This is a genomic window from Afipia sp. GW821-FHT04G03, from assembly GCF_059419985.1.
Map to the genome: position 1 here is coordinate 458,284 of NZ_JBWKSV010000002.1, position 12,367 is coordinate 470,650.

11 protein-coding genes and 1 tRNA gene are annotated in these 12,367 nt (G+C 63.2%); 11 read left to right on the forward strand and 1 reads right to left on the reverse strand.

Annotation, left to right across the window (positions count from 1 at the left end; genetic code table 11):
- The first annotated feature begins 4 nt into the window (after positions 1 to 4).
- The 4 genes from AC07UB_RS11455 (at position 5) to AC07UB_RS11470 (ending at position 2,627) form a co-directional block, all read left to right on the forward strand.
- Positions 5 to 1,735, forward strand: coding sequence for a heme biosynthesis protein HemY (locus AC07UB_RS11455; protein WP_492791384.1), 1,731 nt, complete (start codon positions 5 to 7; stop codon positions 1,733 to 1,735).
- A gap of 129 nt (positions 1,736 to 1,864) precedes the next feature.
- Positions 1,865 to 1,940 (forward strand) — tRNA-Thr (locus AC07UB_RS11460).
- Positions 1,941 to 2,090: 150 nt separating this feature from the next.
- Positions 2,091 to 2,270, forward strand: a complete 180-nt coding sequence (locus tag AC07UB_RS11465) for a hypothetical protein (protein ID WP_492791383.1) — start codon at positions 2,091 to 2,093, stop codon at positions 2,268 to 2,270.
- 108 nt (positions 2,271 to 2,378) lie between these two features.
- Entirely contained in the window at positions 2,379 to 2,627 is a 249-nt protein-coding gene (locus AC07UB_RS11470; RefSeq protein WP_492791382.1) for a hypothetical protein, read from the forward strand.
- A 153-nt stretch (positions 2,628 to 2,780) separates the two neighbouring features.
- Here AC07UB_RS11470 and AC07UB_RS11475 read toward each other — a convergent pair whose 3' ends face one another.
- Positions 2,781 to 3,407 carry a class I SAM-dependent methyltransferase gene (locus tag AC07UB_RS11475; RefSeq protein ID WP_492792729.1) on the reverse strand — a complete coding sequence of 209 codons (627 nt, stop codon included), beginning with the start codon at positions 3,405 to 3,407 and terminating at the stop codon, positions 2,781 to 2,783.
- A gap of 248 nt (positions 3,408 to 3,655) precedes the next feature.
- Here AC07UB_RS11475 and AC07UB_RS11480 point away from each other — a divergent pair, with 248 nt between their 5' ends.
- From AC07UB_RS11480 to AC07UB_RS11510, 7 genes are all read left to right on the forward strand, one after another.
- Entirely contained in the window at positions 3,656 to 4,627 is a 972-nt protein-coding gene (locus AC07UB_RS11480; protein ID WP_494653070.1) for a Bug family tripartite tricarboxylate transporter substrate binding protein, read from the forward strand.
- 116 nt (positions 4,628 to 4,743) lie between these two features.
- The gene (locus AC07UB_RS11485; RefSeq protein WP_492791380.1) at positions 4,744 to 6,135 is read left to right on the forward strand and encodes a cytochrome P450; all 1,392 of its coding nucleotides are present in this window, start codon (positions 4,744 to 4,746) and stop codon (positions 6,133 to 6,135) included.
- A gap of 242 nt (positions 6,136 to 6,377) precedes the next feature.
- Complete coding sequence (locus tag AC07UB_RS11490; RefSeq protein ID WP_492791379.1) at positions 6,378 to 7,523, forward strand: TRAP transporter substrate-binding protein; 1,146 nt, start codon at positions 6,378 to 6,380, stop codon at positions 7,521 to 7,523.
- A gap of 111 nt (positions 7,524 to 7,634) precedes the next feature.
- Positions 7,635 to 8,303 carry a TRAP transporter small permease subunit gene (locus AC07UB_RS11495; RefSeq protein WP_492791378.1) on the forward strand — a complete coding sequence of 223 codons (669 nt, stop codon included), beginning with the start codon at positions 7,635 to 7,637 and terminating at the stop codon, positions 8,301 to 8,303.
- On the forward strand, positions 8,300 to 10,180 hold the full coding sequence (locus AC07UB_RS11500; RefSeq protein WP_492791377.1) for a TRAP transporter large permease: 1,881 nt from the start codon (positions 8,300 to 8,302) through the stop codon (positions 10,178 to 10,180). The genes AC07UB_RS11495 and AC07UB_RS11500 overlap by 4 nt, the downstream gene beginning before the upstream one ends.
- A gap of 93 nt (positions 10,181 to 10,273) precedes the next feature.
- A complete protein-coding gene (locus AC07UB_RS11505) occupies positions 10,274 to 11,683 on the forward strand; it encodes an adenylate/guanylate cyclase domain-containing protein (protein ID WP_492791376.1) in 1,410 nt (469 codons plus the stop codon).
- 156 nt (positions 11,684 to 11,839) lie between these two features.
- A complete protein-coding gene (locus AC07UB_RS11510) occupies positions 11,840 to 12,319 on the forward strand; it encodes a tellurite resistance TerB family protein (protein WP_492791375.1) in 480 nt (159 codons plus the stop codon).
- The last annotated feature ends 48 nt before the right edge of the window (positions 12,320 to 12,367 follow it).

Sequence of the window (12,367 nt, forward strand, 5' to 3'; positions counted from 1 at the left end):
CTTCATGATCCGTATCATTCTGTTTCTGTTTCTGGTCGGCGTTGTCGCGCTCGGCGCTGCCGTGATTGCCGATCAGACCGGCGATGTGACGCTGTCATGGAGCGTATGGCGCGTCGACACGTCGCTGCCGGTGCTGGTGCTGGCGGTGCTGCTGCTGGTGCTGGCGGCGATGCTGGTCTGGGCGATCATCCGCAGCTTTCTCAACGCGCCCGAGCGCGTGCGCCGGTTGCGCCGCGAGCGCCGTCAGGCCAAAGGCCGCAATGCGATTACGCAAGGTCTGATCGCGATCGGCACCGGCGATCATCTCGCCGCGCGCCGCCACGCAGACGTCGCCAAACGTCTCGCGCATCAGGACCCGCTGGCGATGCTGCTGCATGCGCAGACAGCCCAGCTTCACGGTGACCGCGATGGCGCGCAGCGCGCCTTTCACGCGATGGCGGAACGCAAGGACACGCGGCTGCTTGGCCTGCGTGGTTTGTTCGTCGAGGCGCAGCGCCGTGACGATGCATATGCCGCGGTAGCGCTGGCCGAAGAAGCATTGAAGACCGCGCCCGCCGCCGCATGGGCGTCGCAGGCAGTGCTTGGTTTCCGTTGCAGTCAGGGCGACTGGGACGGCGCGCTGGCAATTCTTGAAAACAACCTCGCTGCGGGGCTGATCGATCCCGCGCCGTACAAGCGCCAGCGCGGCGTGCTGCTGACCGCGCGCGCGCTCGATCTTGAGACGAGCGACCGCGACAAGTCTCGCGCCAGCGCGATGGAAGCGCTGAAGTTCGCACCGACGCTGGTGCCCGCCGCGACGCTCGCCGCAAAGTTTCTCAGCGAGAACAACCAGACCCGCCGCGCGATGCAGGCGATCGAGGCTGCGTGGACCGCGCAGCCGCATCCGGATCTGGCGGATGCTTACGCCCATGTGCGCCTCGGCGATTCCGCGCTCAATCGGCTAGGTCGCGTCGAGAAACTCGCGGCGAAAGCACCGGGACATATCGAAGGCGCGCTCGCGGTGGCGCGCGCGGCCATCGACGCAGGTGAATTTGCGCGCGCGCGCGAGGCGCTCGCACCCTTCATCGATGCGCCGACCCAGCGGGTTGCGATTTTGATGGCCGAGCTTGAACGCGCCGAGCATGGCGACGGCGGCAGCGCGCGAAGCTGGATGCTGCGCGCGGTGCGCGCCGCGCTCGATCCGGCATGGACCGCCGATGGTTATGTGTCCGAGCGCTGGCGGCCGGTGTCGCCGGTGACCGGCCGTCTCGATGCGTTCCAGTGGCTGACGCCGGTTGCAGCCTTGCCACCCGAGAAGACGCCGGTGCTCGATGCGCATATTGCGGATGAGCCTGCGCTGCCCGCGCCCATCGAGGCAAATCTGGTTGAAACGCCACCGGCCGAAACACCGCCCGCTGCGGCGCTGCCGCCCGCGCCATCTGCATCGCAGGACAACCAACCTGTGGTGGTATCCACCGTCTCATCGCCCGTTGTCCCGGCTGCGGATGTGCGGCCGGCCGAGGCACCGGCGGCTTCATCCGCCACGAATGATGTGCCGCCGCCGGTGTTCCGTCCGCGGCGCGACATCGAGAAGCCCGATGGGCTGCGGATTCCGGCTGTGATTCCGATTGTGCGGGCGCCGGACGATCCGGGCGTCGCCGACGAGGTTCTGGACCCGGAATTTGACGATCCGGTGAAGCCGGAACAGGCGCAGGCCGGCGGCTGGAAGGGCTTTTTGTCCCGTCTTGTCAGTTGATTAGGAGTTGGCTGGTAGTTTCAATGCAAGGCCTGATTGCAGGCCAGAAAAGCGCCTCGCGGTCGCTGCCGATGTTGCAAAGCGGGGCCGTGGCCAGTATCAGGTGCGGACACCGGTATCTCGCGTTTCGCCGCCTTAGCTCAGCTGGTAGAGCACCTCATTCGTAATGAGGGGGTCGTAGGTTCGAATCCTATAGGCGGCACCACTTGCTCAGCACCTCGAAATAGCCACGGCGGTACGCGACGGAATTCCGGGTCGTCCATCCATGTTCAATGGACGCTGCGAGACAGGACGCTGTCTTGCGCGGAATTTCACCACACGCAGCGCCGGCGACAAGGATTCAAGGACACCACAAATGCAGACCGATCGGGAAAAGATACTGGCCGCCCTTCGCGAAAAACCGCTGAAGATCTTCGATGTCATGAAGCGCGTGAACATCAAGAATCAAGAAGACTGCCAGTCGCTCCTGCTGAAGATGCGCGACGACGGCCTTGTGAAGTTCGATATCCATAAGGGCGTTTGGCGGATCGGCTGATTGCCTTCGTCCATCGCGGATGGAATTTCCCCGCTTTGCCTGCAAGGGGATTTGCGATTTGATCGATGGCCGGTCAAAATTCTTGTCCCCATACCAGCGGGTCCTTTGATGAAGCTCCTTCAAGCATCGGTCTTGGTGGTCGCGCTAAGCGGCGCAACGCAGAGCTTTGCGGCGGTCGAGCAATGTCGCTTCATTAATTCAAAGCCGGATCGGGAAGCCTGCTACGACCGGCAGGCCAAGGCGCTTGCAGCCAGGAAGGCAGCCGCGAAACCAGCGCCTGCTGGGCCGATGGAACGCAGAAGCCCGGAAGACGAGGCGCTGTCACGCCGGCTCAAGAGCATCTGCCGCGGCTGCTAAAGGCTGGCTAGCCGCTTACGAGAAGCTCGTTCGTTCTCTTTTCACTGCATCATGAATTTCGGTCTGCAGCATTTGATATCGGGTCAGCAACCCGGCTGCGTTTTGAAATGACCATCGACCACAGGTGTAAAACCCTCGGCGGGTAGGTTCAAATCAGCTCCAGGCAGCGCGGAACGTGCTGAACTGAAAACTCTGCTGGCTACCCCACGGAGTTGTGTGGAGATGAGAGATCGTCCCGAGGAGCTGGAAGTCCGCGCCAAGCGTGTCAGCCAAAGTCTCTCCGCTGTAGCGAACCACAGCCAGCCCGCTGCAGCGTTCCGGGCCGTCAAGCGCGAATGTCCCGAGGATGACATGCCCGCCGGATCTCATCGCGCGGCGTAGCTTGTCCACGTAAGCGGTGCGGTCGGTATCCTCTGTAAGAAAATGAAAGGCGGCGCGGTCGTGCCAGACGTCGAACGTTTGCGCGGGCTCCCATCGCGTCACATCGGCGGCGATCCATTGCACGGTCTCGGCGCGGGCTCCCAGTCTTGCGCGCGCGATCGACAGGGCCGCCTCCGACAAGTCCAGAACGGTCACGTGCCGAAAACCGCCGTGCACCAAAGTATCGACGAGGCGGGACGCACCGCCTCCGATGTCGACGATGCGGGACTCGGCGCTCGCGCCCGCCGCGCGAAGCAGTTCCATCGACGGCTCCGCGCTCTCCTGAAACCAGCTGACCTCGCGCTCGCCCTTGGTGGTGTAGACCTGCTCCCAATGGGTGTGACGGCTGGTTTCGTTCATCGCGTTGTCTTCCTCAGCAAGGCTGTACAGATGGCATTCGTTCCCGCCGGGGACAACAGCGGAAGAAGAAGCCCGGCTGTTTGAATTGTGGCTTGCCGCGGCTGGTTGCCGGCTAAGGACCGGGTCATGCGGCACCGGCGCCATTGCGCTCTCCCCCGGCCTGTGCCGAAATGGCTGACCTAAAAACAAGCGCGGTCAGGCAGCCGGTGTCGTTCGGCGTCATGAGCGCGCACTCAGGGAGGACGACCATGCGTTCCGTTTTCGCGGCGCTCGCCGCGCTCTGCCTCGTGTTTCAGACTGTCTCGCCCGGCCACGCCCAGGACGCCTGGCCATCGCGCAATGTCACCATCATCGTGCCGTTCACCGCGGGCGGCACCGCCGACCTGTTCGCGCGGCTGCTGGCCAGCCACATGCAGCAGACCTTCGGTCAATCGTTCGTCGTTGAAAATCGCGGCGGCGCGGGTGGCAACATCGGCGCGGCGGCGGTGGCGAAAGCGCCGAACGACGGCTACACGCTGCTGCTCGGCACCGTCAGCACCCACGCCATCAACCCGACGCTCTACTCGAACCTGACCTTCGACGCGGCCAAGGATTTTCAGCCGGTCTCGCTGATCGCGCGGCTGCCGAACATGCTGGTGGTCAAGAATTCGATGCCGGTGAAGAACGTCGCGGAGTTCGTCGCCTATGCGAAGGCCAACCCCGACAAGCTGAACTACGGCTCGTCCGGCGTCGGCACCTCGATCCATCTCGCGGCGGAATTGTTCAAGATCGCAACCGGCACCAAAATGACCCATGTGCCGTATCGTTCGTCCAACGAGATCATGCAGAACCTCACCGGCGGACACATCGATCTCGCCTTCGACAACATCACGCTGGCGTGGCCGCAGGCGAAGGCGGGCACGGTGCGTGCGCTTGGTGTCACCAGTCCGCAGCGTTCGCCGACCGCGCCCGAAGTGCCGCCGATCGCCGACACGCTGAAGGGCTTTGACGCCACCTCGTGGCACGGGCTGTTCGCGCCGGCCGGCACGCCGCGCCCAGCGGTCGACAAGATGGCGGCGGAGGTGAAGCGCATTCTCGAAATGCCGGACACCGTCACCAAGCTCACCGACATTGGCGCCGTGCCGTCCCCGATGACGCCGGACCAGTTCACAACCTTCATCGCAGCGGAACGTGCGAAGTGGGCTGAGGTTGTGAAGGCGTCGGGCGCGACGGCGAACTGATCGCGCGCAGTTGAACAACCGGTCCGCAGGTGGACGCCGGTTGACCATCGGGCTGCCGCAGTTAGATGTTGAATGAGGCGAATGCCTCGGCCGCAAGGTCGCTGAAGAGGTCGCGCATGAGCATCGCCGAAATCATCGACGCGCCGGTCGTGCGCCCCGCGCTGATCCCGCCGCGGCCGCCGTTGGCTCCGGAGCATTTGTCCGCGCTCGGCCGCCTCGCCCTGATCCGCCAGAACGCCATCGCGACCTGGGGCCAGCGCGCCTATGAGGAGGATATCGTCCGGGGCAAGTTCTTCGGGCGTAGCAGCTTCATTCTCAACACGCCGGAGGCGATCCGGCATGTGCTCGTGGAGAACTACGAGAACTACACCCGCACGCCGGCCGGCATCCGCGTGCTGCGGCCGATTCTCGGCGAAGGGCTTTTGCTGGCGGAAGGTAAGGCCTGGAAAAATCAGCGCCGCACGCTCGCGCCCGCCTTCGCGCCGCGCGCGATTCCCCTTCTTGTCCCGCATATGCTGGCGGCGACCGACGATGCGATCGGCGAGTTGCGCAAACTGACCGGTGTGCCGGTCGATCTGCGCGAAGCCATGCAGCGGCTCGCGCTCGATATTGCCGGGCGCACCATGTTCTCGTTTGAGCTTGAAAAGCACGGCGCGGCGTTGCGCGGCTTCGTCAATGACTACGGCGAGCGGCTGGCGCAGCCTCGCTTCTTCGATCTCCTGTTGCCGCTGGGCTGGCCGAGCCCGAGCGATCTGTCCCGCGCCCTGTTCCGGCGGCGCTGGACAAGGTTCATGCGCAATCTGATTGCGGAGCGCCGTGCGAAAGGCGAAGGCGATGCCGCCCCGCACGACCTGTTCGGCCTGATGGTGGCGGCGCGCGATCCTGAAACCAATGAGGCTTTCTCCGACGAGCAGCTCGGCGATCAGGTCTCCACCATGATCCTGGCGGGCCACGAGACCACGGCGACCGCGTTGTTCTGGTCGCTCTATCTGCTGGCGCTCGATCCCGTGACCCAGGACAGGCTGGCCGGGGAGGCGATGGCCGCGCGCGCCTCCGGCGCATTCGACATGGCGAAGCTGACGTTTACCCGCGCGGTGCTCGATGAGACCATGCGCCTCTATCCGCCCGCCTTCCTGATCGTGCGGGCCGCCGCCGGTCCCGATGCGGTGCCCGGCGCGGACATTGCCGCCAAAGACATCGTGCTGATCTCGCCGTGGCTGCTGCACCGGCATGAGAAGCTCTGGGATCAGCCGAACGCCTTCAGGCCGGATCGCTTCCTGCCGGGCCAGCCGCCGCCGGATCGGTTTGCCTATCTCCCCTTCGGGGTCGGGCCGCGGGTCTGTATCGGCGCGCAGTTTGCACTCACCGAGGCCACGCTGGCGCTGGCGAAGCTGATCGCCGCGTTCGAGGTGGAGTTGCTCGACCGGGAGCCGGTGACGCCGGTCGGCGTGGTGACGACCCAGCCGGATCGGTCGCCGGCATTCAGAATCACCGCGCGCGGTCCTTGACCGGGGGCGTCACTGCTGCGCGGCGACGCCTCGCAAACGGTATTGCGACGCGGTGAAAACCGGCGTCGCATAAACACCGGATCGTCAGTCTTATTCCAAAGTCTTATGCGAAGCGGCTTCGTGCCGCGTCGAAGAGTCGCATTCATCGGATCATTCTTGCCAAATCTCGCCGCAGGCCGTTGTGTTGCGCCCAATCAATAATGCCAGGCTCAGCAAGGGCCGGTTCATCAGGGGAGAACGCAATGACGAAACGACACAAAGACAAAATTTCCAGCGAGAAGACCTCCAGCCGCCGCAGCTTTCTGAAAGTCGCCGCCGCTGGAGCCGCCGCGACGGTCGCGGCCCCGGCCCTTGCGCAGAGCGGCCCGGTCAACATGCGCTTCCAGAGCACATGGCCGGCCAAGGACATTTTCCACGAATACGCGCAGGACTACGCCAAGAAGGTCAACGACATGACCGGCGGCGACCTCAAGATCGAAGTGCTGCCGGCGGGCGCCGTGGTGCCGGCCTTCCAGCTGCTCGAAGCCGTGTCGAAGGGCACGCTCGACGGCGGCCACGGCGTGCTGGCCTATCACTACGGCAAGAGCAACGCGCTCGCGCTGTGGGGTTCGGGTCCGGCGTACGCGATGGACGCCAACATGCTGCTCGCCTGGCACAAGTACGGCGGCGGCAAGCAGCTGCTCGAAAAGCTCTACAAGTCGATCGGCGCCAACGTCGTCTCGTTCCCTTACGGACCGATGCCGTCGCAGCCACTCGGCTGGTTCAAGAAGCCGGTGCAGAAGGTCGATGACCTCAAGGGCGTCAAATTCCGCACCGTCGGCATCTCGATCGACGTGTTCACCGGCATGGGCGCCGCCGTCAACGCGCTGCCTGGCGGCGAAATCGTCTCGGCGATGGATCGCGGCCTGCTCGACGCGGCGGAATTCAACAACGCCTCTTCGGACCGCGTGCTCGGCTTCCCGGATGTGTCCAAGGTCTGCATGTTGCAGAGCTACCATCAGAACGCCGAACAGTTCGAAATCATGTTCAACAAGAACAAGTACGATGCATTGCCCGAGAAGATGCGGGCGATCCTCGACAACGCGGCGGAAGCCGCGGGTCAGGACATGGCCTGGAAGGCGATCGACCGCTATTCGCAGGACTACGCGGAGATGCAGTCCAAGGACAAGGTGAAGTTCTACAAGACCCCGGACGCGGTGCTGCAGAAGCAGCTCGATATCTATGACGAGGTCGTCACCAAGAAGTCCTCCGATCCGCTGTTCAAGGAGATCGTGGAGTCCCAGATGGCCTTCGCCAAGCGCGCGACCCAGTGGGAGCAGGACACGATCACCAATCGGCGCATGGCCTACAACCATTACTTCGGGCCGAACGCCAAGAAGAAGACCTGACGCAATAATCAGCACGAACCAGGCATCATCCGGGATGGAAATCCCGGATGATGCTTTGTATCGTTTCGACAATTGCTCTGACGTTTTTTTCAAAAACCAGTGACGGCCCCCATGAAAACTGAGCGTGCTCTGCACACTATCGATGGTATCAGTACCTGGACCGGCAAGGCCTCGGCGTGGCTGATCGTCGGACTGATGCTTCTCGTCTGCGCCGAAGTCTTCAAGCGCTACATCCTGAACATGCCAACGGCGTGGATTTTCGACGCCTCGAACATGCTTTACGGCACGCTGTTCATGATCGCCGGCGCCTATACGCTGGCGCAGAACGGTCATGTGCGCGGCGACTTTCTCTACAGCTCGATGCTCCCGCGCAGGCAGGCGACGCTCGATCTGATCCTTTATCTTGTATTTTTCCTGCCCGGCATCTTGGCGCTGGTTTACGCCGGCTGGGGCTATGCGGTGGACTCCTGGCGTATCAACGAACATTCCAACGTCACGGCCGACGGGCCGCCGGTGTGGCAATTCAAGTTCATGATTCCGCTGGCTGGCGCGCTGCTGCTGCTGCAAGGCGCCGCCGAAATCATGCGTTGCGTCATCTGTTTGCGAACCGGCGAGTGGCCGAGCCGTCTCCAGGACGTGTCCGAAATCGATGTCGTCGGCGAACAGCTTGCGAACAGCGAATACGTCGACGAGGAGTCGCGCAAGATCGCGATCGAGAAGGCGCAGCAAATTGAGGAAAGCGCGCGTCAGCGCGGCATGGGTGGAGACCTGTTGAAATGAGCGATCCCGCACTCGGTCTCCTGATGCTCGGCCTGATTGTGGTCGTCATCATCATGGGCTTTCCCACGGCCTTCACGCTGATGGGCCTTGGCATGTTCTTCGGGCTGTTCGCCTATCACCGCGCGGGCGAATCGTGGGCCGACAATCACATCTTCGACCTGATGGTCCAGCGCACCTACGGCGCGATGACCAACGACGTGCTGATCTCCATCCCGCTGTTCGTTCTCATGGGTTACGTCATGGAACGCGGCGCGCTGGTGGACAAGATGTTCTATTCGATCCAGCTCGCGTTCCGGCGCGTGCCTGCGTCGCTCGCCGTGGCGACGCTGATCGTCTGCACGTTCTGGGGCATCGCTTCGGGTCTGGTCGGCGCCGTCGTCGTGCTGATGGGCGTGATCGCGTTCAACCCGATGCTGAAGGCGGGCTACGACGTCAAGCTTGCAGCCGGCGTCATCACCGCCGGCGGCACGCTCGGCATCCTGATTCCGCCATCGGTCATGATCATCGTCTATGCGGCGGTCGCCGGGCAATCGGTGGTCAAGCTCTACGCTGCGGCGATGTTTCCGGGTTTCTTTCTGGCGTTCCTCTATCTCGTCTACATCATCGGCTGGGCGATCCTGAATCCGAAGATTGCGCCGAAGCTGCCCGAGAGTGCCACGCGCATTCCGGTGCGGCCATGGATTGCGCAATTGCAGCAGGCCTATTCGCAGAAGATGCTGCCGACGCTGCTTGCAGCCACCGTCGCGCCGTCCAAGGCGCTGGCGATTACGGTGGACGACGCGCGCGTCAGCTACAGGATGGTCCTGCAAAGCCTCGGCTATGCGCTGGTGCCGCTCGTTCTCACCGTCGCGACCCTGTGGACAGCGTGGTGGTACGTGGTGATCCACCCGCAGCCCGACGCGCCGTCTCCGGCAGCGATCACCGAGCGCGTCGAGCAGCCGCAGGCACTGGGCAGCGGTTCGGCCGACACGCCCGCTGAAGAAAAACTCGAGGAGCTTGGCGGCGGTGCCGCAAGCTCCGAATCCTCCAGCGCCAGCAAGCCGGAAGTTCTCCAGCAAATGGGGAATGCCGATTTGCAGAACCAGACGTCGTCGGCCCCGGTCGATGCCGGTCCGCCGCAGGCGTTCTACACCTACTTCGCATTCACCTGCGCAATCTTCGGATTGCTGCTGCTCTATTACTACTGGACCATGGGGCCGGAGCAGTTCGAGGTGCTTCGCTTGCTGACGTCCTCGGTGATGCCGCTCGGCATCCTGACGGCGGTGGTGCTGGCGGTCATCCTGCTCGGCATCACGACGGCGACGGAATCCGCGGCGGTTGGTGCGGCGGGCGCGTTCCTGCTGGCGTTCCAGGCGCGCACGCTCGACTGGAAGCGCACCAAGGAAGCGGTGTTTCTGACGGCGAAGACCACCTCGATGGTGTGCTGGCTGTTCGTCGGCTCGGCCCTGTTCTCGGCGGTGTTCGCGATTCTCGGCGGGCAGGCGCTGCTGGAGAGCTGGGTGTTGTCGCTGAACCTGACGCCGGTTCAGTTCATGATCCTGTCGCAGGCGATCATCTTCGTTCTCGGCTGGCCGCTGGAATGGACCGAGATCATCGTGATCTTCGTGCCGATCTTCCTGCCGATGCTGAAACACTTCGGCATCGATCCGATTCTCTGGGGCGTGCTGGTGTTCGTCAATTTGCAGGCGGCGTTCCTGTCGCCGCCGGTGGCGATGTCGGCGTTCTATCTGAAGGGCGTCGCGCCGTCGCATGTCACGCTCAACCAGATTTTCGGCGGCATGATGCCTTACATGCTGATCGTGATCGTATGCATGATCTTCATGTATATCTGGCCGGGCCTGACGCTGTGGCTGCCGAACTATCTTTACGGCGGCTAGCGCCGGAAAACCGCCGGAACTTGAGGCACGGCCCCGCATGAATCATGCGGGGCCGTTCTTGTGAGGCGTGAAGGCGGCTCCTAGATTGGGTGCATGAGCGACGCCCAATCCCTGTTTTCGGTTCTCAGGCAGACCGCCGATCCGCGTGTGTCGGACGCCATCGCGGATCTGGTCGCGCACGGCGAGGACCATGAACTGAACCGCATCAATCTCGTCGATTTCTCCGCCAGACGCGGTCTCGACGAGGAGCGCGTGATCTCGGGCTTCCTCCACGCCTCGCGGCTGGGCATCTTCGATCTCACCTGGAACGTGCTGTGTCCCGGATGCAGCGGCGTGCTCGGCGCGCATGACACGCTCAAGCAGCTTCGTCCCGAGGATTATCATTGCGGCCTGTGCGCGGCCGGCTATCAGGCCTCGGTCGACGATCAGGTCGAGGTCGCCTTCACCGTCAGCCCGCGGGTGCGGCGCATCGCGGCGCACGATCCGCAGACATTGCCGAGCTGGGATTACTGGCGGCAGATTTTCTGGAGCTCGGGCATCGATATTTCCGAAGGCTCGTTCGAGCGGCTGGTGAGCGAAGCCACGCTCGAAGCGATCGAACTGGCCTCCGGCGAGAAAGCCGTCGTGTCCCTGCAACTGCCCGCGCAATTCGTGATCGTGTTCGAGCCGGTGACGCACTCGGCGCTGTTTCTCGACGTCAAGGGCGAGCCGACCAAGGAGAAGCAGAACGCCTCGATGGTGTTCGACGGCGTCCACGCGCCGACCGGCACTATCGAAATGCGCCCCGGCCCGCTGCGCCTCGCGCTGGACAATCAGGCGGGAACGCGCGTACTCCCGTCGGTCTGGATCGCAGGTGACGCGCTCCATGATCTGCTCGGCAAGCGCAAGCCGATCGTCACCGCAAAACGGATCCTGGCGAACCAGACCTTCCGCGATGTCTACAAGGCGGACAATCTCAGCATCGACCAGCGGCTCAAAATCACGTCGCTGACGTTTCTGTTCACCGACCTCAAGGGCTCCACCGCGCTTTACGAGCGGGTCGGCGATCTCGCGGCGTTCGATCTGGTCCGTGCGCATTTTCGGGCGCTGCTGGAGATCATCGCGTCGGAAGCCGGCGCCGTGGTGAAGACCATCGGCGACGCGGTGATGGCGACATTCGTGCGGCCGGAACAGGCGGTCGCGGCGGGTCTTCGGATGCGCGAGGCGATGGATGTGCTGAACAATCAGCGCGGAACCAGGGATCTGCTGGTCAAGATCGGCATCCACGAGGGCGCGTGCCTCGCGGTGATGCTGAACGACCGGCAGGACTACTTCGGCCAGACCGTCAACATCGCGGCGAGGGTGCAGGGGCAGGCCACGGAGCGGGCGATCAGCGCCACCGGGGCGGTGGTCAAATCCCCGGCGGTGGTGGAGCTTTTGAGCAAGGCGGGACTGACGCCGGCGGAAAAGAGCGTCGAATTGCGCGGCATCGCCGATAAGGTCGTGATCTACGAGATTCCGTGACGGCCGTATGAAGGCTCCGGCAGGCGGCTTTTTCGCCCACGGCAAGCGTCCCGGGAACCGGCCCAGATTGCCAGACTTTCATTTTCAGGCCATAGAACCAAATGACTTTGTGCCCTAGAGTCCGGTGCTGGGTTCCGGTTCTGATTGCAGAGATTGATGCTCGATAAATTACGCCACTTCATTACGGACATTGTTTCCCCCGCCGGGACCGAGACTCGCACATTTGCTGATGGTGACTATCGGCTCGCGGCGACGGCTCTTCTGATCCATGTCATTTCGCTCGATGGCGAACCGTCGGAAACCGAAAAAAGCAAGCTGCACGCGCTGCTCGAATACCGCTTTGAACTCGACCCGGGCACGGCCGACAAGCTGATTGCGGACGCAACGCTGGTGGAAGGCGAGGCGGTCGATCTCTACCACTTTACAAGCATCATCATGCGCACCCTCAACGAGGAGGGCCGGCTGCGCATCATCGAGATGATGTGGGAACTCGTTTTTGCCGATGGCCATGTCACGGAGTTCGAGGACAACATCGTCTGGCGCGCCGCGGACCTGCTTGGCATTTCATCGCGCGACCGCATTAATCTCAAACACCGCGTGGCCGATGGCCGGCTTGCGCGCGATACGGCGACATAATTTGCTTGTTTTTTGATGGATTTTTCAGCGTCATTCAATTTCCTGGGC